Below are 23,606 nucleotides of genomic sequence, written 5' to 3' on the forward strand. Positions count from 1 at the left end.
CGGTTGGTGTGGCCCCCCCCCCGGGGGCCGGGCCGGCCCTGCTCCCCCCCCCCCATCCACCGGGGCGCCCCCGGCAACCCCCGGCCCCCCGCCGCTCGTCGTCTCCGCTCCGGCCGGCGCGGAGGCGCACACCACGCACACCACGCACACCACGCACGGCGCGGGCGGCGCGCTCAGCGCGCACGGCTCGGGCAGCCCTCGGGCCGTCGCTCAGGTCCAGTCGTTCTCCACGTGGTTGTCCCGCCAGCGTCCGCCCACCGGCGGGGTCTCCAGCAGCATTCCGTCGACGGCGTTGCCAGCCAGGTCGTTGTCCTCGACCCGGCAGCCCACGCAACTGCCGCGCTCGGTGATCCACAGCCCGTGTGTCTGGGTCTGGACGTCGTGGTTGTCCCAGATCCGGTTACCGCGAACGGTGGCCGAGTCGAACGGCGCGTCGATCGTGATCCCGGCACGCCGCTGCGGCGCGGGAGGCAGTTCGTATCCGCAGCCGGGCGGCGGCACGTCCCCGCTCCACGCGGTGAACCCGTCGGGGCGTACCGGGGCGAGGGTGAGTTCGTCACCGGTGTTGGAGGCCACCATGGCGACGGCCTTCCCGACCCGCAGGACCTTGCCCCGGTGCCCGTCGTGCGGCCAGTTGGCCGACCGGTCCACCAGGCACCGCTCGCTGTAGCGGACCCCGTCGCCCGCGCCGCCGGTGCCCTCACCGCACTGCCGTCCGTTGTTGCGGATCCGGTTGTTCAGCAGCACCGCGTCGGTCATCTGGTGGTCGATCCGGATCGCGTCCAGGCCGTTGCCCCAGAACTCGTTGCTCTCGATGACCACGTCTCGGACCGAGCCCCGGTAGCCGCGTCCGAGGTCGTGGGCGTGGTACCCGTGCCGGCCGTTGCCGCTGATCCGGTTGCCCCGCACGGTGTACGGGCCGGGGCTGTTGCCGAGGCTGACCCCGTCGCACATGTTGCCGTCGATGACGCAGTCGGTGAGCAGCCCACCCCGGCCGGCCACGGACGAGGTGCCCTGCGCCGACACGTCGAAGCCGGTCTCCAGGTTGCCGGTCATGGTGCAGGCGGAGACGATCAGACCGTCGGCCCCCCAGTCGGAGATACCGAAGCGGTTGCCCTGGCTGTGACAGCCGATGATGCGGTAGCCGCGCGGTGGTGCCCAGTAGTCCTTCTGCAACTCCAGGAAGATGCCGTTGGTGCCGTTGGCAAGCGTGGTGCAGTTGGCGATTGTCAGCCGCTCCACCGCGCCCCAACCACCGACGCCGACGCCGATGCCGGCGCCGCCCATCTGCTCGCCGTTGTCGAGTCGGCCGCAGCCGACCACCACCACGCCGTCGATCAGGGAGTCCTGGAGGAAGTCGCAGCCCAGCCCGGTGGCCGCGGTGTGGTGGATGTAGAGGTTGCGGAACACGCCGCGCACGACGTACTGCAGGCCGAGGCCCTTGGCCAGGTAGTTGTACTCGGCCATGGCCACGCCGGAGCCGTCGATCTGGAAGTCGGAGAAGGTGCAGTCGGCGATGTGCCGGTCCCGGTCGGCGCCGTGCTGCACGGTGGTCCAGAAGGCCAACGGGGTCGGGTCGGCCCGGTTGCCCTCGTTGCTGAGCATGAACCGGGTCGCCGCCGGGCCGGCCCCGATCAGCGACACGCCGCTGCGCCACACCGTGCCCGCGTCCCGGATCGAGTAGATGCCCGGTGGGCAGTAGATGACCCGGGCCCGTCCGTCCGACGCGTATCCGGCGCCCAGGCGGTCCACGAGGGCGGCCAGCGCCGGCTGGTCGTTCGTCGCGCCGTCGCCGGTGAGGCCGTACTCCAGCGCGTCGCAGTAGAGCGGCGCGCCGGCCGAGGCGGGTCGTCGTACCCGGACCGAGTTCAGTAGCAACTCGTTCGCCACGGCCACAGGCCGGCTCCCTTCGACGTGTTCGGTGCGCTCCGGCGGGGCCGACTTCCCGGTGACGCCGCCGGGAAACCCCGGCCCACTGACGCCGCCGGGAAACCCGGCCCGAGAACGCCGCCGGGAAACCCGGACGTGCGCCGGCCCCGGCGCCGCACGGGCAGCGCCGGGGCCGGGGTACGCGTCTCAGACGGCGGCGATCAGCAGCGCCGGGCGCTCCACGCAGTCGGCGACGTGCCGGAGGAACCCGCCGGCCACGCCACCGTCACAGACCCGGTGGTCGAAGGTGAGGCTGAGCTGGGTCACCTTGCGGACGGCGAGTTGCCCGTCGACCACCCACGGCTTGTCCACGATCCGCCCGATGCCGAGCAGCGCCGCCTCCGGGTGGTTGATGATCGGCGTGGAGCCGTCGACGCCGAACACCCCGTAGTTGTTGAGCGTGAACGTGCCGCCGGTCAGCCGGGCCGGTGGCAGGCTGCCCGCCCGCGCGGCGGCGGTGGTCGCCGCCAGTTCGGCGGCCAGCTCGGCGGTGGTGAGGCGCTGGGCGTCGCGCAGCACCGGCACCAGCAGACCCCTGTCGGTCTGCGCGGCGATGCCGAGGTGCACCCCTGCGGACTGCACGATCCGCTGCGCCTCGGTGTCGACGCGGGAGTTGAGCTGCGGGAACCGGCGCAGCCCGCTGAGGCAGATCCGGGCCAACAGGGCCAGGATGCTCACCGGCGCGTCGGGAGTCGCCGCGTTGATCGCGGCCCGGGTCTCCAGCAGCCCGGTGGCGTCCACGTCGACCCAGATCGTCACCTCCGGGATCTCCCGTCGGCTGCGGGAGAGCTTGTCGGCGATGACCTTCCGGACGCCGGTGAGCGGGACGATCACGTCGCCGTCGGAGGACGGCACCGGCGCGACGGGGGCGTCCGGAACGGCGGCGAGCCGGGCGGCGGGTACGGTCAGCGCCGCCTCCACGTCGGCACGGCGGATCACGCCGCCGGGCCCGGTGCCCCGCACCGCGTTCAGGTCGACGCCACGCTCCCGGGCCAGCCGCCGCACGATCGGCGAGATGACCAGGGCAGTCGCCCGCCCCGGGTGGCCGGGCGCGTCGCCCGCGGCACCGCCGCCAGCCGGGCGGGCCCCACCGGTCGGGGCAACACCACCGGTCGGGGCAACACCACCGGTCGGGGCAACACCGCCCGTCGCGGCAGCACCCGTCGCGGCAGCACCATCGGTCCGCGCGGTGTCGGCCGGGTCGGTGTCGGCCGGCTCGGGGGCGAGCGTCAGCCGAGACCGGCGCCGACGGCGGGTGGCGCCGCCGTGGCCGGTGCCGTACCCGATCAGCACGTTGCCGGAGCCGGCCCGCTCCTCCTCGCGGTAGGTGGCGTGCCCGGCGGGCTCCTCGCCGCCGTCCAGCGGCGCGATGGTGATCAACGGCTGGCCGACCGGACGTACCTCGCCGGCCGCGCCGTGCAGGGTGACGACCCGGCCGGCGTACGGGCAGGGCACGTCGACGACCGCCTTGGCGGTCTCCACCTCGACCACGCTCTGGTCGACGGTGACCACGTCGCCCACGGCGACCCGCCACTCGACGATCTCGGCCTCGCTCAGCCCCTCGCCCAGGTCGGGCAGGAGGAAGACCTGCGTCCGTTCGACTGTGGTCATGCCGCCGCCCAACGCGCGTCCGGCTGGTCGTCCCACTGAAGGCGGGCCACCGCGTCGAGCACCCGGTCCACACCGGGCAGGTGGGTGTGCTCCAGCATCGGCGCCGGGTACGGGATGTCCAGCCCGGCGACCCGCAGCACCGGGGCGTGCAGCGCGTGGAAGCAGCGCTCCTGCACCCGAGCGGCGATCTCCGCGCCGACCCCCGCGAAGCCCTGCGCCTCCTGGATCACCACGCACCGGCCGGTGCGGCGGACCGAGGCGGCGATGGTGTCGTCGTCGAACGGGACGATGGTGCGCACGTCCACCACCTCCAGGTCCCAGCCCTCCTCGCGGGCGGCCTCGGCGGCCTCCAGCGCGACCGGCACCGCCGGCCCGTACGCCACAAGCGTGGCGTCGCGGCCGGGCCGGCGCACGACGGCCCGCCCGAACGGCTCGGCACGGGTCGGCAGGATCGCGTCGGCGCTGGCGAAGTAGAGCTTCTTGGGCTCCATGAAGACCACCGGGTCGGGGTCGTCGATCGCCTCGCGCAGCAGCGAGTACGCGTCCTCGACGGTCGCCGGGGTGACCACCTTCAGGCCGGGGGTGTGCGCGTAGTACGCCTCGGACGAGTCGCAGTGGTGCTCGACCCCGCCGATCCCACCGGCGTACGGCACGCGGATCACGATGGGCACGCTGAGCTTGCCCCGGGTCCGGTTGCGCAGCTTCGCCACGTGCGAGGCGATCTGCTCGAACGCGGGGTACGCGAACGCGTCGAACTGCATCTCGACCACCGGCCGCAGGCCGGACATGGCCAGGCCGACGGCGAAGCCGACGATGCCGGCCTCGGCGAGCGGGGTGTCGAAGCAGCGGTCCTCACCGAAGCGGGCCTGGAGGCCGTCGGTGATCCGGAAGACGCCGCCGAGCGCGCCGACGTCCTCACCGAAGACGACGACCCGGTCGTCGGCGGCGAGGGCGTCGGCGAGCGCGGTGTTGAGCGCCTTCGCCATGGTGGTGGCCATCAGGCGTCACCCTCTTCGTCGCGGGCGGCGGCCAACTCGGCGCGGACCATCTCGCGCTGCTCGATGAGCTGCGGGGTGGGCTGGGCGTAGACGTGGTCGAACAGGCTCAGCGGGTCCACCGTGGGCTGCTCGTTCATCCGGGTGCGCAGGTCCGCCGCGTACGCCTCGGCCTGCTCGGCGACCTCGGCGACCGCCGCGTCGTCGAGCACCCCGCGGGCCCGCAGGTAGGTCTCCAGCCGGGCGATCGGGTCGCGGTCGCGCCAGGCGTCGACCTCGGCGCCGTCGCGGTAGCGGCTGGCGTCGTCCGCGTTCGTGTGCGGCTCCATCCGGTAGGTGTGCGCCTCGACGAGGAACGGCCCGTTACCGGCGCGGGCGTGGGCGACCGCGCGGGTGAGCACGGCGAGCACGGCCACCGGGTCGTTGCCGTCGACCTGCTCGCTGGGCACGCCGTAGCCGACGCCCTTGTAGGCGAGCGACGGCGCGGCGGTCTGCCGGGACAGCGGGACGCTGATGGCGTAGCGGTTGTTCTGCACGAAGAAGACCACCGGCGCCTTGAACACGGCGGCGAAGTTGATCCCCTCGTGGAAGTCGCCCTCGCTTGTGGCGCCGTCGCCGATGAAGGCCAGCGCCACGGTGTCGCGACCCTGGTACGCCTCGCCGTACGCCAGCCCGGCGGCGTGCACGCACTGGGTGGCGAGCGGGGTGCACTGCGGCGCGGTGTGCACCTCGGTCGGGTCGTAGCCGCAGTGCCAGTCGCCACGCAGCAGGGTGAGCACCTCGACCGGGTCGATGCCCCGGGCAACAAGCGCCATCGACTCACGGTAGGTGGGGAAGACCCAGTCGCTGTCGCGGACCGCGAGCGTCGCGGCGACCTGGCACGCCTCCTGCCCCCGGGAGGACGGGTAGACGGCCAGCCGGCCCTGCTTGGTCAGGGCGGTGGCCTGGGTGTCGAAGCGGCGGCCGAGCACCATCCGGCGGTACAGCTCGCGCAGCGCCTCGACGGATGGCTCCGGGTAGTGGGGGCGGGCGGGCAACTGTGTGCCGTTCGGGTCGAGCAGGCGAACCGGCTCGGCGTCCGGCAGTAGCGGGCGCGCCGGGTCGGGCGGGGTGGCCGCTCGACGCGTACGCGGGGATGCCCTGCGGACCGCCTGGGGAGTGGTCGTCACGGCGGAACCTCCTGGGACGTGTGGTGAGCCTATGCTGTCGCGTGTCGGATGATTGACTCAAGATCCACGCAGAAGGCGGGACGGTTGGCATGCGGAAGAGGTATCGGTGAGCCAAGAAACCGGCGACGCGGCAGACCGGATGGTGGGATCGGGACGATCGGTTCGAGCCCTGGACGAGGTGGACCGGCGGATCCTCGACGAGTTGGTCCGGGACGGGCGTACGTCGGTCCGCACCCTGGCCGAACGGATCCACATCTCCCGCACGAACGCGTACGCGCGGGTGGAGCGGTTGGTGCGCGACGGGGTGATCACCGGGTTCCGCGCCCAGGTGGCGCCCGAGGCCGCCGGGCTGGGCACCTCGGCGTACATGGCGCTGACGATCGAGCAGAACACCTGGCGGGAGGTGTCGGCCGAGCTGGCCCAGGTCCGCTATGTCGAGCACGTCGCGTTGCTCAGCGGCGAGCACGACGTGCTGGCTCTGGTCCGGGCTCCGGACAACGCCGCCCTGCGGGATGTGGTGTTGGACCGGGTGCAGCGCATCGCCGGGGTGTTGTCGACGCGGTCCTGGCTCGTCTTCGAGGAGTTCGGCGGGACGCAGAGTCCCTGGCAGTAGGGCCATAACACGAATTCTTTGACAGAGTGGTGAGATAGGCGATTTACCGGAGAACGCCGCTACTATCCGCGACGTGGCTATATCGAACGAGTTGTGGGAGCAGGCCCGGATCGCCGCACCGGCGCCGACCAAACCGACGTCGACCAGGCCGATGTCGACAGCTCCGCGGCCCTTCCGCGGGGACATCGAAGGCCTGCGCGCGGTAGCCGTGCTGCTGGTGCTCCTCGGTCACGCCGGAGTGCCGTACCTGCCCGGCGGTTTCGTCGGTGTCGACGTGTTCTTCGTGATCTCCGGCTTCCTCATCACCGGCCTGCTGCTGGAGGAACTCGACAAACGTGGGCGGCTCTCGCTCACCGACTTCTACGCCCGACGCGCGAAGCGTCTGCTGCCGGCCGCCGCGACAGTCCTGCTCGCGACCCTGGTGCTCACCTACTTCCTCCTGCCTCGTGGCCGCTGGTCGGCCACCGCCTGGGACGTCATCGCCAGCGCCTGCTACGCCATGAACTGGCGGCTGGCCGGGCAGTCCGCCGACTACGTGGCCGCCAACGACGCCGCGAGCATCGCCCAGCACTTCTGGTCCCTCGCCGTCGAGGAGCAGTTCTACCTGGTGTGGCCGCTGCTGCTGATCGTCCTCGGGTGGTTCGCCCGCCGCCACGGACGGGCGAGCCGTGGCCTCTACCTGGTGGGGTTGGCGCTGATCGCGGTCCCCTCGTTCGCCTGGGCGCTGTACGTCTCACCGACCGACCCTTCGGCGTACTACGTGACCACCACCCGGATGTGGGAGTTGGCCCTCGGCGGCGCCGTCGCCGTCACGGCGATCTGGTGGGGCCGGTCACCGCGCCTGGTGGCCGTCCCGCTGGCCTGGGCCGGGCTGATCGCCGTCGGTGCCTCGGCCGCGCTGATCACCACAGAGGCCGGTTTCCCCGGCTACGCCGCGCTCGGCCCCACCCTCGGCACCGCCACGGTGATCGCGTTCGGGCCGGCCGCCGGCCGTGCCGGGCCCGCCCTCCTGCTGGGCCGGCAGCCGCTGCGCTACGTCGGCGGGATCTCCTACTCGCTGTACCTGTGGCACTGGCCGGTGCTCGTCGCCGCGCAGGCGCACTTCGGTGACCTCGGCGTCGGCCCCGCGCTCGCCGTCGTGGCCGCCTCGGCGATCCCCGCCGCGCTCACGTACCACTTCATCGAGAACCCGGTCCGCCGGTCACCGACCCTCGCCGACCGGCCAGCCTCAGCCCTGCGCATCGGCGCGATCTGCACCGGCGCGGCCGCGCTGGCCGGCCTGACCTTCCAACTGGCCATCCCGACGACGACGGGCACGACGTCCCCGTCGTCGGCCATCATGGGCCAGGTGCCCGGAGGGTCCCCGCAGGCGACGCCACCGGCCGCGCCGGGCGCCGCGGCGCTCGGCAAGTCCCCCCGCACCAGCCGGGCCGGGGTGCCCGTCGACAAGGTCGCCTCGATCACGCCCGAGCCGGCTCGGGCGGCCCGGGACGCGCCGCTGTTGCAGGCGACGAAGAGCTGCCACGTGTCGCTGGAGTCCTCGACGCCGGAGGTCTGCGTCTACGGAAAGATGAACTCGGCGACCACCATCGCGCTTGTCGGCGACTCCCACGCCGACCACTGGGTCCCGGCCATGCGGCTGGCGGCGGAGACGAACGGCTGGCGCCTCGCCACCTACACCAAGAGCGGTTGCCCGTTCCTGACGGCGGAGATCTCCCTGGACAAGAGGCCCTACTCGGCCTGCACGGAATGGAACAAGAAGGTACGCGAGACCCTGCTCGGTGCGGGACGCCCCGACCTGCTGATCGTCACTCACTCCGAGTACCCGGTCTCGGGCGCGCCGCCGAACTGGCGGTCCGCGATGGTCCGCGAGTTGCGCAACACCTGGAACAGCATGACCGCCGAGAAGCTTCCGGTCCTGGTGCTGCGGGACACGCCGCTGCATCTGTTCGACGTCGCCGAGTGCGTGTCCAAGAACCCGAAACGCCTGACCAAGTGCACCACGCCCCGGGACGAGGCCCTCGGCCGCGGGGGCGGTCCCGCTCAGGAAGAGGCGGCCGAGGGGCTGAGCGGCGTCCACCTGATCGACCTGAACGACTGGATCTGTCCCGCGGACCGGTGCGCGCCCGTCATCGGCGGCGTGCTCGTCTGGCGCGACGCGCACCACCTGACCGCCACGTACTCGACGACCCTCGCACCCCAGGTCGGCGCCGCGCTCAAGCCCGTGCTCGCCGAGCTGTGACCCGCCGGGCCGGCCCGGACCTCACCGAACGGGCGGGGCCTCCAGCCCGTCCCGGTCGGCCAGCTCCAACAGCGACTCCAACGAGTGCCGGTCGCCGTCCAGACCGGCGTGCGGGTCGCCGCGCTCGGCGAAGCGGGCCGGGACCGACAGCACGTCGAAGTCCTCCGGGCGGGCGTCGTCCAGCTCCGCCCAGGTCAGCGGCGCCGACACCAGGGCCTGGGGCGTCGGTCGGATCGAGTACGCCGAGGCCATCGTGTGGTCCCGCGACATCTGGTTGTAGTCGACGAAGACCGGCCGGTCCCGCTGGTCCCGCCACCAGGTGGTGGTGACCAGCTCCGGGAGCCGGCGTTGCATCTCCCGGCCCAGCGCGAGCACCGCCCGACGGCAGTCGCCGAAGCTCCACCGCGGCTCGATCGACAGGTAGATGTGCAGGCCCCGTCCGCCGGTGGTCTTCGGGTAGCCGGTCATCCCCAGCTCGGCGAGGAACGCGTTGACCTCGCGGGCCACCGGCACCACCTGGTCGAACCCGACGCCGGGCAGCGGGTCGAGGTCGATGCGCAGCTGGTCGGGTCGTTCCACGTCGGCGGCGGTGACCGGCCAGGGGTGAAACCGCAGGGTGCCGAGGTTGGCCGCCCAGATCACCACCGCCAACTCGCTCGGCGCGACCTCGTCGGCGGTCCGGCCACTGGGGAAGGTGATGTGCGCGGTGCGCACCCACTCGGGAGCGCCCGCCGGCAGCCGCTTCTGGTAGAACGCGTCGCCCCGGTTGGTCTGCCGGGTGGCGATCGTCGCGCCCTCGAAGACGCCGCGCGGCCAGCGTTCCAGCATGGTGGGCCGGTCCCGCAGGGCGCGCAGGATGCCGTCACCCACCGCCAGGAAGTAACGGACCACGTCCAGCTTGGTCAGCCCACGTTCCGGGAAGTACGGCTTGTCGGGGCTGGAGACGCGGACCAGCCGCTCCCCCACCTGAATCTCCTCCGCCACCGTGGCCACGCCCCCGAGCGTACGGCTCGGGGGCGGGCCGGCGGGGTAGGCATGTGCCAAAGTCCTCGGTCGAGCCAGGGGCTTTGAAGAGGCCCTAGCGGCCGGGAACCAGCGTGGCGGGTTGCTGCGGCAACTCCTGGGTCGGGCCGCCGACCTGCACCGGCGGCGTCGCGGGCGGCTCCTCGGCCACCGCGGTCTGCTGCTCGACCGGCACCGCCGGGGGTGACCGGCGGGCCACGAAGCCCGGCGTCCAGTCCTTCAACCGCAGCGCCGGCCGCTCGACCAACTTCCAGGACAGGAACGCGGCGGCGAAGGCGACCGCGACCGACATCGCAGCGAACGGCACGTAACCCCAGCGGCTCCAGCCGAGGCTCGCCATCACCTGCTGGAAGACGAACCCGTAGATGTAGATGCCGTACGAGTAGTCGTTCTTGCGGCCCACCCAGTGCAACTGCCGGGGCATCCGCACCGACAACCAGACCAGCAGGTACGCGAACGCGGGCAGCCCGATGACGAAGAAGCCGCCGAAGAGCAGGGACAACCCGAGCGCCACCGCCGAGCCGATGCCCAGCGCGTCGTTGATCGGCACCCGCTCCCGGTAGAGGTCCAGGGTCGCGCCGGCGGCGAAGAGGAAGCCCAGGTAGACGATGTAGTGGAAGGTCATCGTGCCGACCAGCGGCGACACGAAGGTCCAGCTCGCCGTCGGCGCCGGGCCGCTGATCCGTCCGGAGCTGATCCAGTCCTGCAGGATGCTCAGGTAGAGCGCGACGGTCAGGAACAGCACGAACCGGCGGGCGTTGCGCAGCACGGCGGTCACCGCCAGCACGCCCACCACGACGTAGCAGAACATCTCGTACTTGAGCGACCACAGGGCGCCGTTGAAGACGCTGTAGTTGACCTTGTCACTCCACGGGGTGGTCTCCGTGAACAGGTCGCGGATGCCGTACTGGCGGACACCGGTCCACCAGTTGGCCTGCAGGTAGGCCAACGGGCCGCCGCGGTCCCAGGCGTTGTCGAAGAAGCCGGCGGTGCTGCCGTGCTCGCGCAACGTGACGAGCGGGGCGATCACCAGCGCACTGACCAGCAGGCAGACCCAGAGACCGGGGAAGATCCGCAGGGCCCGGTGCCAGGCGTAGCGGATGATGCCGGTACGGCGGGCGCTGCGGGTGATCAGCAGGCCGGACAGCACGAAGAAGCCGTACACGGCCATGGTGCCGACGTTCGTCTGCCGACCGGTCAGGTGGTAGCCCAGGTCGTTGGCGCCGAAGCCGAGCGGCTTGGAGTGCGAGAGCACGACGCCGACGGCGAGGCAGAGCCGGATCAGCCCGATGCCGTTGCTCCGGCCGGAGAGCAGGTCGGCCAACGTGCCCCGGGACCGGATGAGAGCGGGGGTAGTCATGCGGTCAGGCACCTCTCGGCATCAGGCGGGCACCTCGGCGCCGGCGTGCTCCCACAACTGCTTCATCTCGGTGTGCAGGTCGTCGCTCGGTGACCAGCCGAGCACCTCGGCGGCCAACCCGACGTCCAGCCGCTGCCAATTCGTCTCGGCGGGACCGGTCTGCTCGGCCTCGATCAGGTCGGTCGGCACCTCACTGACCTCGATGAGGAGCCGGACCATATCACGCGCGCTGGCCCCCACTCCCCGACCGATGTTGATCACCTGACCGGCCGCCTCGGGACGGGTCGCGGCCAGTTGCACGGCGGCGACCACGTCGCCGAGACCGATGAAGTCACGCCGGGAGCCGAGCGGAGCCAGCTCCAGTCGGGCCCGCTCACCGGCCCGCTCAGCGTCGCGCAGCCGGGCCGCGACCACCCCGAGCAGGCTGTGGCCGGGCTGGCCGGCGCCGATGACGTTGCCCACCCGCAGCGTGACACCCTCGACCAGGCCCTGCCGGTCCGCGGCGGTGATCGCCTCGGTGCAGCGCAGCTTGAACTCGCCGTACGGCATCACCGGCGCGGGGGTCAACCGCTCGGGCATCGACGTGTCCACCGGGACCAGCCCGTACTCGTGCACGCTGCCCATCTGGAGCACCCGGACCCGCCGCGGCAGTCGGCCCGCGGCCGCCAGGAGCCGCTCGACAAGCGTCACGTTTACCGCGAGCATCTGCGCCTCGGTGAGGCCCCACATCCCGCCCGCCGCGTTGATCACGACGTCCGGGTCGAGGTCACGCAGCACCGCGGTGATCTCGTCGACGTCGGCGGCGGCCAGGTCCAGCGCACGGAACTCGACACCCGGGCCGATCGTCTTCGGGGTACGCGCCACGGCGACCACCGGGTGACCCTGGTCGGCAAGCGCGCGGCAGATCGGGCGGCCGAGGAAGCCGGTGCCGCCGAGCACCACCATCCGGACGGGCCGTGCGGTGTCCTCCGCCGGACGTCGTGGTCTGACGGTCATGGCGTCTCCCTGGCTGGTGTCGGTCATCGGCCCGGCCCGAACGCGTGCCGGGACAGGCTGCGTACGCCGGACATCCTGCCCGTGAGGATCGCCGTCGGCAGCAGGGTGATGGCGTGCAGGCGGGACGAGGTGTAGGTGCGGGCCGCCCGGGCCGCCCGAGGCCAGCCCTGCTCGTCCATCCGCCGGGCGACGTCGAGGAAGAACGCCCGCGCCTCGGTGAACCGGGAGCCGTTGGCCGCGTCGGCGGCGGACTTGCTGACCGCGTGCCGCCGGTACTGGAAGCAGAGGGTGTTGTCGACGGCCATCTGCTCACCGCGCTGGATCAGGTCGATCACCAGGGCCAGGTCCTGGATGACCTGGAACTCCTCGCGGAAGTCGACGGCCTTGAGCGCGTCCGTCCGCCAGCAGATCGACGGGAAGTAGAACCAGCAGCCCCGCAGCAGGCTGGCTGCCAGGTCCTCGCCTCCCATCAGCTCGCGGGAGCGAATCCGGGGGGCGTAGATCCGCCGCTTCGCCTCGTCCACCATCGTGATGACCACTTTGCCGTGGGCGTCGATGGTCTCGACCCCCGGCTGGACCATGCCGACGCCCGGGTACTGCTCGATCACCGATCGCACCGTCGCGACGTAGTTGGGGTGCATGATGTCGTCCGTGCCCATCATCACCAGGTACTCGTGCTCGGCGAGACCGACGCACTTGCGGTAGTTGGCGGTGATCCCGAGATTGCGCTCGTTGCGCTGGTAGCGGACCCGCTCGTCGTCGATGCCCGCGAACCACTCGGGCACGCCCGGCTCGGTGCCGTCGTCCACCACGGTGAGGCGCCAACCGGGGTCACTCTGCGCCATCACGCTGCGCACCGCCGCCTGCATGAGGGGCACGCTTCCGTAGTACGGCAGCATAATGTCGACAATCATTGGGTGGGTAGGCCTAACTGTGCGTGGTGAAAATGCGCGGCGGGCGCGGCCACATTATCAGGCTCGCCCCCGCGATCGGCCAGCGCCGAACCGGGCGGCGCGCCCACCCCGACCGCACCGATCACCGTCCGGCGCCAGCCCTCGCGGGCGCTATCATCGTCGCGCCCCGTAACCCCGCCCCCCGATCGGACGCCGATGTCAAACCGCGCCGTCGCCGCCACGGACGCGCAGCCCGCGCCTGCCGACGGGGGAAATCCGCCCCTGCCCGCCGGGCCGGACCGCCCGCCGGTCTCCCTCGCCCGCCGGCTGGTGTGCAGCGTCTGGCTCTGGCCGACGGCATTCGCCGCGCTCGCCGTGGGGTGGCGGATCGGCAGCCCGGAGATGTGGCACGACGAGTTGGTCACCATCGACGTCGCGACGCGCTCCACCGGACAGATCCGGGCCATGCTGGCGAACGTCGACGCCGTGCACGGGGCCTACTACCTGTTCATGCACGCCTGGACGACGCTGTTCGGCACCAGCCCCGTCGCGGTACGTCTGCCGTCGGCGCTGGCCATGACCCTGGCCACCGCCTGCGTGGCGCTGGCCGGGCGGCGGCTGTTCGACCACCCGACGGGTGTCGCCGCCGGCTTCGTCTTCGCCCTGGTGCCCACGGTCACCCGGTTCGGGCAGGAGACCCGTTCGTACGCCTTCGTCGTCCTCGCCGCGGCGGCGGCCACCCTGTTCCTGCTCCGCGCGCTGGAGCGGCCCGGGTGGCTGCGCTGGGTGGCGTACGCGCTCGCGGTGGGCGGCATCGGCCTGGTCAACGTGGTGGCGCTGACCCTCCTGGTCGGCCACGGCACAGTCGTTCTGATCCACTGCTGGCGGCAGCGCCGCTGGTGGTCGCTGGCCTGGTTCCCGCTCGGCGCCCTCGGTGGGGTGGCGATCGCCGCGCCGGTGATCCTGCGGGGCATGAAACAGGCGGGCCGGCAGATCAGCTGGATCCCGGACAGCTCGCCCTGGACGGTCTGGGAGCAGGCGTACGGCTCGACGCTGCTCGCCGTCGCGGTGACCGCGCTGGCCACCGTGGGCCTGCTGACCCACCTGCGCCGCGACGCCGTGGACCGGACGGTGGGCGCCACGCTCGTCGCCGTGCTGCCGGTGCCGGTGATCCTGCTGGCCTCGGCCGGCGAGATCAACTACTTCTTCGCCAAGTACCTGCTGTTCCTGCTGCCGGCCTGGGCGGTGCTGGCCGGCGCCGGGATCGCCGCGCTGCGCCGGACCCCGCTGATGGCGGCGGGGCTCGTGGTCGTCGCCGCGTTGTCCGTGCCCGGTCAGCTCACGCTGCGCGCGGAGTACTCGCACGGCTGGTACACCTATCCGCAGGCACGCGCCTTCGCGCCCCTGTCCTACTCCCAGGCGGCCCGGGTCATCGAGACCGGCTACCAGCCCGGCGACGGCCTCGTGGTGGGCGGCGTCTGGTGGTGGATGACCGAGCCGGGAGTGCGGTACTACCTCCCGGCGGACATCTCCCCGCGCAACGTGTTCCAGAAGCGGACGGCAGCCCAGCGCAACGAGCTGTTCGGCGCGGACTGCGGCGACCCGGCGAGCTGTCTGCGCGACGAGCCGCGGCTCTGGTTGGTGTTGCCGACCGTCACCGACGCACCGCTGACCGGGCTGCCGAAGCAGCGGGCCGCCCTGCTCGACGAGCGTTACCAGGTGGCCCGGCTGACCCACGTGACCGGGCTGACCGTCGCCCTGCTGCAACGGCGCGGCTGACCCGCTGCGATTACCGCCGCCGGCACCCGGGTAGGGGGTCGGCATGGCGGAACTGTCGACGCTTTGGATCATCCGGCACGGGGAGAGCACCGCGAACGTGGCGGCGACGCGGGCCGAGGCGTCCGGTGAGGAGCTGATCGGGCTCGGTCACCGCGACGCCGACGTGCCGCTGTCCCCCACCGGCGAGGACCAGGCCCGGGCCACCGGCCGCTGGCTGACCGGGCTGCCGCCGGAGCACCGGCCGGACGTGGCGGTGGTCTCGCCGTACCTGCGGGCGGTCTGCACCGCCGAGTTGGCGCTGCACGGCACCGGGGTGCCGATGAGCCGCGACGAGCGGCTGCGCGACCGGGAGCTGGGCATCCTCGACGGCCTGACCGGGCACGGCGTACGCCGGCGATATCCGGACGAGGCCGAGCGGCGGGCCCGGCTCGGCAAGTTCTACTACCGTCCGCCCGGCGGGGAGTCCTGGACCGACGTGGCGCTGCGGCTGCGGACGCTCCTCGGCGACCTGCGCCGGGACCACGAGGGCCAGCGGGTGCTGCTGTTCGGCCACGACGCGCTCGTCTTCCTGCTGCGCTATCTGGTGGAGGGGCTGACCGAGCCGGACCTGATGGCGCTGACCCGCGAGCACGTGATCGCCAACTGCTCGATCACCGACTGGTCCGCCGACGCGCGGGGCCGTCTGACACTTGGTGGATTCAACGAGGTCGGCCACCTGCGGCGCCAGGGCGCCCAGCCGACCAGGGAGGACGAGATCCATGCCGAACCGGTCTGAGGTGCAGGTGATCACACCGGGGTTGCTGCGGGACTGGGCGCTACCGGTGCCGGCCGGCGGCAAGGAGAGCCGGGGCACCGTGCTGATCGTCGGCGGTTCCCGCTTCACCCCCGGTGCGGTGCTGCTCGCCGGGGTGGCCGCGCTGCGCGCCGGCGCCGGGGTGCTCCAGCTCGCCGTCGCCGAGTCCGCCGCCGCCACACTGAGCATCCAGGTGCCCGAGGCGCTCGTGGTCGGGCTGCCGGAGACCTCCGACGGCGCGGTGGCCGCCGACCGGGACGGGCAGCTCGGCGAGCTGGTCGCCCAGGCCGACGTGGTGACCGTCGGGCCGGGACTGAGGGCGATCGACGAGACCAGGCGGTTGCTGGGTCTGGTCCTGGAGGCGGCCCCGCCGCGGACGTCGCTGGTGCTCGACGCGTACGCCCTCGGCGCGCTCAGTCACACACCGGACCTGCTCGCCGGTTCGGGCCGGCCCGTGGTGCTCACCCCGAACGTCACCGAGGCCGGGCACCTGCTCGGCCGGGAACCGGGCGACGACCTGGACGCCGAGGCGGCCGAGCTGGCCGACAGGTACGAGGCGGTCGTCTCGCTCTACGGGCACGTGGCCGCGCCGGACGGCCGGAGGTGGCGGGAGGAGAGCGGCGACGCCGGGCTGGGCACCTCCGGCAGTGGGGACGTGCTCGCCGGGCTGCTGGCGGGGCTGCTGTCCCGGGGCGCCGACCCGGCGCAGGCCGCCTGCTGGGGTTCGTTCGCGCACGCGGTGAGCGGCCAGCGACTGATCCCCCGCTACGGCCGGATCGGTTTCCTCGCCCGGGAGCTGCTCGACGAGATCCCCGGGACGCTGTCGATGGTCTGACCACCGCCGCTACCGACACCCGCGGGAGCGCAACGGAGGTCGCCCGGGACGTCCCCGGCCGGCCCGGTACGATCAGCGCGGGCCGTTACTGGCGCGTGGGGATGGACAACCATCGGGGAGCGGCCCCGTCACGAGGACGTTTGCCGAGCGCCTGGGCCTTCCCGCACGTCTGTTGGAGGTCGCATGTCGCGCAACGCCGAGTCCACCGCATTCCGTAGTGCCCTCGAGGTGATCCGGGCTGTCGAGCCGCGGGTGGCCGACGCCATCGGCGCCGAGCTGACCGACCAACGGGAGTCGCTCAAGCTGATCGCCAGCGAGAACTACGCCTCCCCGGCGACCCTGCTGGCCATGGGCAACTGGTTCAGCGACAAGTACGCCGAGGGCACCGTCGGCCGCCGCTTCTACGCCGGCTGCCAGAACGTGGACACCGTCGAGGCGCTCGCCGCCGAGCACGCCCGGGAGCTGTTCGGCGCGGCGCACGCGTACGTGCAGCCGCACTCGGGCATCGACGCCAACCTGGTCGCGTTCTGGGCGGTGCTGGCCGACCGGGTGGAGTCCCCCGCGCTGAAGAAGGCGCAGGTCCGCCAGGTCAACGACCTCACCGAGGCCGACTGGTTCGCGCTGCGCCGCGAGCTGGGCAACCAGCGGATGCTCGGCATGTCGCTGGACGCCGGCGGCCACCTCACCCACGGCTTCCGGCCGAACATCTCCGGCAAGATGTTCGACCAGCGCAGCTACGGCACCGACCCGACGACCGGCCTGATCGACTACGACCGGGTGGCCGAGGCGGCCCGCGAGTTCAAGCCGCTGATCCTGGTCGGTGGCTACTCGGCGTACCCCCGGAAGGTGAACTTCCGGATCCTGCGGGAGATCGCCGACTCGGTGGGCGCGACCTTCATGGTCGACATGGCGCACTTCGCCGGCCTGGTGGCCGGCAAGGTGTTCACCGGCGACTTCGACCCGGTGCCGCACGCGCACATCGTCACCACCACCACCCACAAGTCGCTGCGCGGCCCGCGCGGCGGCATGGTGCTCTGCCAGCCGGAGTTGGCCGACCAGGTGGACCGGGGCTGCCCGATGGTGCTCGGTGGTCCGCTGCCGCACGTGATGGCCGCCAAGGCCGTCGCGCTCGCGGAGGCCCGCCGCCCCGACTTCGCCGACTACGCCCAGCGGATCGTGGACAACGCGCAGGCGCTCGCCGAGGGGCTGCTGCGCCGGGGCGCGAAGCTGGTGACCGGTGGCACCGACAACCACCTGGTGCTCATCGACGTGTCCGGCTACGGGCTCACCGGCCGGCAGGCCGAGCAGGCGCTGCTCGACTCGGGCATCGTCACCAACCGCAACTCGGTCCCGCAGGACCCGAACGGGGCCTGGTACACGTCCGGCATCCGGATCGGCACCCCGGCGCTGACCACCCGAGGGCTGGGCACCGCCGAGATGGACCAGACCGCGGACCTGATCCACACCGTGCTGACCCAGACCACGGCCGGCGCCAACGCCGACGGCACCCCGTCCAAGGCGAAGTACGTCCTCGACGCCGACCTGGCCAACAAGATCGCCACCCAGGCGACCGACCTGCTGGCCCCGCACCCCCTCTACCCGGGCATCAACCTGGCCTGACGGCACCGGCCGCGACGGGTGCACGTGGCACCTGTCCAGATTGAGCGACATGCCTCTGGGTCACAGTCATGACTCGGAGGCATGTCGCTCACCGGGGTGGCCGACATCAGTCCAGGGGGCGCTTCAGGTGGTAGCGGTGGACTTCGGTGCTGCCCTGAACGTTGTTCACGTCCTCGGCCGCGGAGACCAGCTCCCACCCCTCCCGACCCGCGCGGTTGAGGTGCGCGATGGCGGTGTCACCGAAGGCGGTGATGTCCTTGCGGGACCCGTCCGGGGCGTACCAGACGAACGAGACATGGAAATTGCGGCCCTGTCCCTGATAGCGGCGGACGAGCAGGGCGTACTCCCAGGCAACCATGCGGCCCATTATGACCGTCCACCCAGGACGACGGCACGTCGGCCGTCGCGCATTGCCATCCGATGAACGCGGTGTGTCAGCCCGCGAGTGGGTCACCCCGCGCTCGCCCGGTCCGGCGGTCACCTCCGACGACCGCCGCGACAGCGGTCGGAGGAGCGAAGGCGTTATGGTCACCGGGTGACCCCGATGAGGGTGGCGAGTCGGGCCACGCTGGCGGCCGCGGGTCCGCTGTGGGCGATCTCGGCGATGAGGGTACGAGCGGCAGGCCGGTAGCGAACCTCGGCGGGTGCGGTGGTGTCGGCGTCGGCCAGGGCGCGCCCGGCAGCGGTGAGGTCGCCAGCCTGGAGGTAGGCGCGTGCGGCGTCGACGAGGTGGGCGGCGCGATGCTCGGCGGGTAGCAGTGGCCAGTCGTCGCGGCGGATGGCCTGCTCGTGGCGATACACGGCTTCGCCCGCGTCGCCGAGGTTCAACGCGATGAGAAAGCGGGCCAGCAGCACGCCGACTGGGCCGAACGCGGTGTGGTGGGCGTCCTCGGTGCCCGTACGCCGTCCGGCCAGTGCGGCGGCGTGGTCGATCAGGTCGTCGGCGCGGTGACCGTCGCCGCAACCGGCAGCGGCCAGCGCGGCCTGGAGGACCAGCGTCCCGTGTACCCCATCGTCGGCGGCCGTGCCCACGGCGGCGACGGCCGCGGTAAGGGCGAGTCGGTCGCGGCCCAGAGCGCGCAACGCCTGCGCGACGGCGATCGTGGCGGCACCGGTGCGGACGGGGTCGCCGGTGCCGGCGGTGACGGCCCGGTCGGCGGCGAGCCAGGCAAGGTCGGCCTCGCCGAGCTTGACGAGCACCGAGGCGGTGATCCGGTACGCGGGCACCAGCAGGCCGGGTGTGGCGTGGGCGGCATCGAGCAGAGCGGGCAGCGCCCGGAGGAGTTGTGCGTAGTGGGCGTGCTCGTAGGCGAGCCAGGCGTGCTCGACGTTCCTCTCCACCTCGTCGACGGGCACCGTGCGGGTGGGTCGTTGGTGATAGCGAGCCAGGGTCGCGCGAACCGCGTCGATGCCGTCCAGGCCGGTCGCCAGCAGCGGTGGCGGCTTGCGGGGGTCGAGCAGGACTGCCGGGTCCACGCGTAGCACCCGGGCGATCTCCTGGACGACGGAGTAACGGTCCAGGCTGCGCACGCCGCGTTCGACCTTGTCGACCCAGCTCTTCGACTTGCCGAGCCGGTCGGCGAGCATCTGCTGGGTCATCCGGCGGCGCAAACGCCAACGAGCCACCCGCCGCCCCACCGGCTCGTCGCGTTCCAGCACCGGCCGGGTCACCGGTCCCGCTCCTGCGACAGCGCCTGGGTGGGCTGACCACAGTGGGGACACCACCTCGACTTCACCCGGAACGCCAGCAACCCGAGCAGGAACCCCGGCACCAGCCCACCGAACACCATCGCCACCACCACTTCGGAAGCCATGTGCATTTCACCTTCCCTGCTCGCCGCCGTGATTCGGTCCGCTCGTCATGACGTGTCCAGTGGACGCCCTGCATCGAGCCACGAAGGCAGGTGCGTTCGGTGCCGATCGGTGCGCAGGAGTGCCGCGGCCACCCGATGTCCGACCGAATCGCTACTCTTCGTGCAGCGGTCGCTACAGGCGAGGAGGCTGGAGGGGTGGCACTCAGCGGAGAGGCGTTAACGCGGTTGTTGGCCGAGGCAGGCTGGCAGCCGGAGCAGTTCGCCCGACGTCTCAACGAGTGCGCCGAGCGACACGGACGGGCAGAACGGCTGCACCTCAAGACGCCGTACAAGTGGAAGAAGGGCGATGTTCCCCGCACACCCTGGCCGTCGTTGACCTCGGCGTTGCTGTCCGAGCAGTTACAACGGGCAGTTGATCTCGACGAGTTGGGTTGGCCGAGCGATGGGTTCGAGGCCGTTCCCGCCTCGGCCGGTCTCGATCTGCCCTGGTCCTCCGGCGGGGCCTTGCGGGCAGGCGAGGTGGTGAACGAACCTGAGGGGATGATGCACCGACGGATGTTCCTCACTCTGCTCGGTTCCGCACTTACGTCCCCAGCGCACGAGTGGATGATCGCCCAACCACCGCAGGACATCGCATCGACCTCCGGCCGGCCCGTTTCCGGCGACGTCGTGGATCATCTGGACGCGGTGACCGCCAGCCTGCGGCGAATGGATGATCACCTCGGCAGCGGTCAGACTCTGGGCCTGGTCCGCCAACACCTGAGCACGGTGGTGGGGGTGCTGCGCGAACGCAGCTACACCGACACGGTCGGCCGACGCCTGCACGGCACCGCCGGTGAGTTGTTGCGCCTCGCCGGCTGGCTCTCCTTCGACGACGGTCACCACACCCAGGCGCAGCGGTTCTGGATTGCCGGCCTCTACCAGGCCAACGCCGCCGGTGATCGCGGGCTCGGCGCGAACATCCTCGGCTTCATGTCCTGCCAAGCCAAGGATCTCGGGCAGCTCCGCCAGGCCGTGACCCTCGCGGAGACCGCGCGGGCCAGCTACCCGGCTACGAGCCCCAAGGTGGGGACGATCCTCGACCTGCGGGCCGCCGAGGCGTATGCCAACAACCGATCGGTGAACGACACCCGCCGTGCGCTCGACACCGCGTTCGACAGGTTCGCCGACGGCCCGCCGGAGCAGGGCGACCCCGACTGGTCCTACTGGATCAATGAGGCGCAGGCTCACGCCCAGGCCGGCTACTGCTTCGTCAAGCTCGAAGACTGGCCGCGCGCTCGCGACCACCTGCGGGCAGCACTGCGGTTACAGAGCAACGAGTACACCCGCGAGGGCGCACTGCGCAACGCGTTGCTCGCGACCACCTACGTCCAACAGGAACACCCCGAGTTGGATAAGGCGCTCGCACTCGGCGACCAGGCCGTGCAGACCCTGACCGGGCAGGTCACCTCCACCAGGTGCATCAAGCACGTCCGCAACCTGGTCGGCGCGCTGACCCCGTACCGACGCACCCCTACCGTCCGCCGATTCTGTCAGGACGCCAGGGACCTCATCACCTGCTGAGGGCGGCTCGATGCCGAACAGGACCCGGATGCGAGGAGATCGTGCTCGTACCATGAAATCAACGCCGTTGCGGTAGGGCTGCGGCCGGCAGGTCAACACGTGCTGGATAACGGGACTCCTGGGGCGTGCAGCTAGGTCAGGGTGTGTCTCGCGAGAAGTTCGCGCCGATCTGTGAGTCTCGGTTGTCGATATAGGTGATATGCCCCTTGCGTCGGGGCAGAAAGTGCAAGATCGCGGAGCGGGGCAGTCCGAGCCTGGCAATCACCTACTCCTGGTGCCGGGTGTGGGGCCTCACAGGCGTTCTGTTGCATGCCACAACTTCGTGATCGGCGAGGCAGCGCGGTTGACGAGGAGTGGTTCCGCCTACAGCAACGGTGTTGTCCTGGATCTCAACGTGGTTGCGGTGGCGCTGCGCCGGCCAGGCACGACCTCGATCACCAACCGCCCCCCTTGGGCAAGGTGCACGAGTCGCCCCCTTTGTTCTGCACCCCAATAGGCACCGGTCGCAGACCGTAGCCGTCGCACCCGCGGGTGCAGAGCAAAGGACCCCCGACCACCCCCGGACACGCAGTGCCTGCCCCGCCAACCGGCACCCCGCGCACCCCTGGCCGACCAACCCGGGTCGATGGACAAGACCTTGGGCATCACAGCATGAAAGGCGAGACAGTGCCCATTGACGAACAACCGCTCGCCCTAACGCAACGGCGCTGACCCTGAAATAGTGGCCTCCGCCCGAGGGCGAGGCCACTACAACATGGATCGAGCGCGCTCATCGAAGTCGGGGTGGGGCGTCAGACCAGCGCGGGGGTCTGGGCGTGGATGTGGAAACGCAGCGAGCGGGCGTCGGTGAAGCACTCCCGCATCGGGCGCACCAGGTCCCGGTGCTCGGGGGTCCGTTCCCAGGCCTCGAAGTCGGCAAGGCTCGCCCACTCGCTGGTGATCAACCACTGTTCCGGGTCGGTCGACGAGCGGCACACCTGGTCGACCAGGTGTCCCGGCACCCCGTCGGCGACCAGGTGCCGCACCTCCTCGTACGCGGCGAGGAAATCTTCGGTGCGTGCCACCGGCACCCGCACCAGGAACACCACCCGCGCCCGCTGTCCACTCATGGCGTCTCTCCCCTCATCGGCACCGCTCCGCGCAGGACCAGCGCGCTGTTGAACCCGTCGAAGCCCCGTGCGCAGACCAGCGCGAGCCGGCTGCGCGGCTGTCGGTGCTCGCGGAGGAAGTCCAGTTCGCACCCCTCGGCGACCTGCTCCGGGCCGGACGACGCGGGCAGCGTGTCGTGCGCGAAGGCGAGCAGCGCGGTGGCCACGTCCAACGCCGAGCCACCCTGGTACGCCCGCCCGGTCAGCGGCTTCTGCGTGGTCACCGGGACCGGCCGGTCGGCGAACACGGCGCGCAGCGCCTCGGCCTCGCTGCGGTCGTAGCGGGGCACACCGAGGGCGTCGGGCAGCACCACGTCGATCCCGGCCGCGGCGACGCCGGCCCGGTCCAGGGCCAGCCGCATCGCCCGCGCGTACTGGGTCGGGTCGCCGGCACTGTCCGCGGTGGTGTGCGCGGCGTCGTGGGTGGAACCCCACCCGCTCACCTCGCCGTAGACGCGGGCGCCCCGGGCGAGGGCATGCCCCAACTCCTCCACCACGAACACCGCGCCGCCCTCGGCCGGCAGGTAGCCGCTGGCCGTGGCGTCGAACGGCCGGTACGCCAACTGCGGATCGGAGACGTCGCTGAGCAGCCCGGAGCGAAGCTGGCACGCCAACGCGTACGGGCTGAGCGGGCACTCGGTGGCACCGGCGATCACCACCGGGGTGCCCCGGCGTACCGCGCGGGCGGCGTGCGCGAGGCTGTCCAACCCGCCGGCCGCCTCCGCGACAAGCACCCCGCTCGGGCCCTTGAACTGGTGGTGGATGGACAGTTGCCCGACGCTCGCCGCGTAGAACCAGGCGATCGACTGGTACGCCCCGACCGTGCGCGACGTGCCGCCCCACAGCCGTTGCAGCTCCCGCTGGCCGAACAGGTTGCCCCCGGACGAGCTGGCCAGGGTCACCGCGTAGCCGTACGGGTCGGGGGCCCGCTCGGGCAGGCCGGCGTCGGCGAGCGCCAGCCGGGTCGCGGCGAAGCCGAGGTGCGTCCACCTGTCGGTCTGCACCACCTGTCGGCTGTCGGCGTAGGAGTCGGCGGTGAAGCCGGGCACCTCCCCGCCGAGGCGGGTCGGATAGCCGGCCGGGTCGAACAGGGTGATCGGTCCGGTCCGGCGGGTGCCGGCCAGGACCGTTCGCCAGTGCGCGTCCGCGCCGATCCCACTCGGCGCGACGACGCCGATGCCGGTCACCACCGCCCGCGCGGCACGCACGCCGTCACCGGGCCG

Annotated in this window: 20 protein-coding genes and 1 riboswitch; of the genes, 7 read left to right on the plus strand and 13 right to left on the minus strand. The window is 72.0% G+C overall.

Features of this window, described 5'->3' with window-relative positions; translation table 11 throughout:
• Positions 1-210: 210 nt before the first annotated feature.
• From ACLQ29_RS25040 to pdhA, 4 genes are all read right to left on the minus strand, one after another.
• The gene (locus tag ACLQ29_RS25040; protein WP_425774016.1) at positions 211-1,890 is read right to left on the minus strand and encodes a right-handed parallel beta-helix repeat-containing protein; all 1,680 of its coding nucleotides are present in this window, start codon (positions 1,888-1,890) and stop codon (positions 211-213) included.
• A gap of 186 nt (positions 1,891-2,076) precedes the next feature.
• Positions 2,077-3,552, minus strand: a complete 1,476-nt coding sequence (locus tag ACLQ29_RS25045; protein WP_425774017.1) for a dihydrolipoamide acetyltransferase family protein — start codon at positions 3,550-3,552, stop codon at positions 2,077-2,079.
• Positions 3,537-4,541, minus strand: coding sequence for an alpha-ketoacid dehydrogenase subunit beta (locus ACLQ29_RS25050; protein ID WP_393371752.1), 1,005 nt, complete (start codon positions 4,539-4,541; stop codon positions 3,537-3,539). The genes ACLQ29_RS25045 and ACLQ29_RS25050 overlap by 16 nt, the downstream gene beginning before the upstream one ends.
• Complete coding sequence (gene pdhA / locus ACLQ29_RS25055; protein ID WP_425773910.1) at positions 4,538-5,704, minus strand: pyruvate dehydrogenase (acetyl-transferring) E1 component subunit alpha; 1,167 nt, start codon at positions 5,702-5,704, stop codon at positions 4,538-4,540. Before pdhA ends, ACLQ29_RS25050 begins: the two co-directional genes overlap by 4 nt.
• A gap of 139 nt (positions 5,705-5,843) precedes the next feature.
• Here pdhA and ACLQ29_RS25060 point away from each other — a divergent pair, with 139 nt between their 5' ends.
• Complete coding sequence (locus ACLQ29_RS25060; RefSeq protein WP_393371754.1) at positions 5,844-6,317, plus strand: Lrp/AsnC family transcriptional regulator; 474 nt, start codon at positions 5,844-5,846, stop codon at positions 6,315-6,317.
• A gap of 73 nt (positions 6,318-6,390) precedes the next feature.
• On the plus strand, positions 6,391-8,559 hold the full coding sequence (locus ACLQ29_RS25065) for an acyltransferase family protein (protein ID WP_425773911.1): 2,169 nt from the start codon (positions 6,391-6,393) through the stop codon (positions 8,557-8,559).
• A 21-nt stretch (positions 8,560-8,580) separates the two neighbouring features.
• Here ACLQ29_RS25065 and ACLQ29_RS25070 read toward each other — a convergent pair whose 3' ends face one another.
• The 4 genes from ACLQ29_RS25070 to ACLQ29_RS25085 form a co-directional block, all read right to left on the minus strand.
• The gene (locus tag ACLQ29_RS25070) at positions 8,581-9,552 is read right to left on the minus strand and encodes a DNA polymerase domain-containing protein (RefSeq protein ID WP_425773912.1); all 972 of its coding nucleotides are present in this window, start codon (positions 9,550-9,552) and stop codon (positions 8,581-8,583) included.
• A gap of 85 nt (positions 9,553-9,637) precedes the next feature.
• Positions 9,638-10,942, minus strand: coding sequence for an acyltransferase family protein (locus tag ACLQ29_RS25075; protein WP_425773913.1), 1,305 nt, complete (start codon positions 10,940-10,942; stop codon positions 9,638-9,640).
• 21 nt (positions 10,943-10,963) lie between these two features.
• Positions 10,964-11,938 (minus strand): NAD-dependent epimerase/dehydratase family protein, encoded by a 975-nt coding sequence (locus tag ACLQ29_RS25080; protein ID WP_425773914.1) that lies wholly within the window; start codon positions 11,936-11,938, stop codon positions 10,964-10,966.
• A 23-nt stretch (positions 11,939-11,961) separates the two neighbouring features.
• A complete protein-coding gene (locus tag ACLQ29_RS25085) occupies positions 11,962-12,852 on the minus strand; it encodes a glycosyltransferase family 2 protein (RefSeq protein ID WP_425773915.1) in 891 nt (296 codons plus the stop codon).
• Between the two features lie 195 nt (positions 12,853-13,047).
• On the opposite strand from ACLQ29_RS25085, the gene ACLQ29_RS25090 reads away from it, so the two are divergent.
• The 4 genes from ACLQ29_RS25090 to ACLQ29_RS25105 all read left to right on the plus strand — a co-directional run bounded on the left by ACLQ29_RS25090 (position 13,048) and on the right by ACLQ29_RS25105 (position 17,858).
• Positions 13,048-14,610: a glycosyltransferase family 39 protein gene (locus ACLQ29_RS25090; RefSeq protein WP_425773916.1), complete on the plus strand. Its 1,563-nt coding sequence runs from the start codon at positions 13,048-13,050 to the stop codon at positions 14,608-14,610.
• A gap of 43 nt (positions 14,611-14,653) precedes the next feature.
• On the plus strand, positions 14,654-15,385 hold the full coding sequence (locus ACLQ29_RS25095) for a histidine phosphatase family protein (protein ID WP_425773917.1): 732 nt from the start codon (positions 14,654-14,656) through the stop codon (positions 15,383-15,385).
• Positions 15,369-16,238, plus strand: a complete 870-nt coding sequence (locus ACLQ29_RS25100) for an NAD(P)H-hydrate dehydratase (RefSeq protein WP_425773918.1) — start codon at positions 15,369-15,371, stop codon at positions 16,236-16,238. Before ACLQ29_RS25095 ends, ACLQ29_RS25100 begins: the two co-directional genes overlap by 17 nt.
• A gap of 74 nt (positions 16,239-16,312) precedes the next feature.
• A riboswitch (ZMP/ZTP riboswitch) is annotated at positions 16,313-16,402 on the plus strand.
• 19 nt (positions 16,403-16,421) lie between these two features.
• Positions 16,422-17,858 carry a glycine hydroxymethyltransferase gene (locus tag ACLQ29_RS25105; protein WP_425773919.1) on the plus strand — a complete coding sequence of 479 codons (1,437 nt, stop codon included), beginning with the start codon at positions 16,422-16,424 and terminating at the stop codon, positions 17,856-17,858.
• A gap of 106 nt (positions 17,859-17,964) precedes the next feature.
• Here ACLQ29_RS25105 and ACLQ29_RS25110 read toward each other — a convergent pair whose 3' ends face one another.
• The 3 genes from ACLQ29_RS25110 to ACLQ29_RS25120 all read right to left on the minus strand — a co-directional run bounded on the left by ACLQ29_RS25110 (position 17,965) and on the right by ACLQ29_RS25120 (position 19,672).
• On the minus strand, positions 17,965-18,225 hold the full coding sequence (locus ACLQ29_RS25110; RefSeq protein ID WP_393370713.1) for a hypothetical protein: 261 nt from the start codon (positions 18,223-18,225) through the stop codon (positions 17,965-17,967).
• A 161-nt stretch (positions 18,226-18,386) separates the two neighbouring features.
• On the minus strand, positions 18,387-19,529 hold the full coding sequence (locus ACLQ29_RS25115; protein ID WP_425773920.1) for a helix-turn-helix domain-containing protein: 1,143 nt from the start codon (positions 19,527-19,529) through the stop codon (positions 18,387-18,389).
• A complete protein-coding gene (locus ACLQ29_RS25120) occupies positions 19,526-19,672 on the minus strand; it encodes a hypothetical protein (RefSeq protein ID WP_425773921.1) in 147 nt (48 codons plus the stop codon). Before ACLQ29_RS25120 ends, ACLQ29_RS25115 begins: the two co-directional genes overlap by 4 nt.
• 195 nt (positions 19,673-19,867) lie before the next feature.
• Here ACLQ29_RS25120 and ACLQ29_RS25125 point away from each other — a divergent pair, with 195 nt between their 5' ends.
• Positions 19,868-21,235 carry a hypothetical protein gene (locus tag ACLQ29_RS25125; RefSeq protein WP_425773922.1) on the plus strand — a complete coding sequence of 456 codons (1,368 nt, stop codon included), beginning with the start codon at positions 19,868-19,870 and terminating at the stop codon, positions 21,233-21,235.
• A 791-nt stretch (positions 21,236-22,026) separates the two neighbouring features.
• On the opposite strand, the gene ACLQ29_RS25130 is transcribed toward ACLQ29_RS25125, so the two are convergent.
• Together ACLQ29_RS25130 and ACLQ29_RS25135 are read right to left on the minus strand one after the other, a co-directional pair.
• Positions 22,027-22,344 carry an antibiotic biosynthesis monooxygenase family protein gene (locus tag ACLQ29_RS25130; protein ID WP_393370719.1) on the minus strand — a complete coding sequence of 106 codons (318 nt, stop codon included), beginning with the start codon at positions 22,342-22,344 and terminating at the stop codon, positions 22,027-22,029.
• Entirely contained in the window at positions 22,341-23,591 is a 1,251-nt protein-coding gene (locus ACLQ29_RS25135; RefSeq protein ID WP_425774018.1) for a beta-ketoacyl synthase N-terminal-like domain-containing protein, read from the minus strand. The genes ACLQ29_RS25130 and ACLQ29_RS25135 overlap by 4 nt, the downstream gene beginning before the upstream one ends.
• Between the last annotated feature and the right edge of the window lie 15 nt (positions 23,592-23,606).

Source organism: Micromonospora sp. DT228 (genome assembly GCF_049841595.1).
Classification (GTDB): domain Bacteria; phylum Actinomycetota; class Actinomycetes; order Mycobacteriales; family Micromonosporaceae; genus Micromonospora.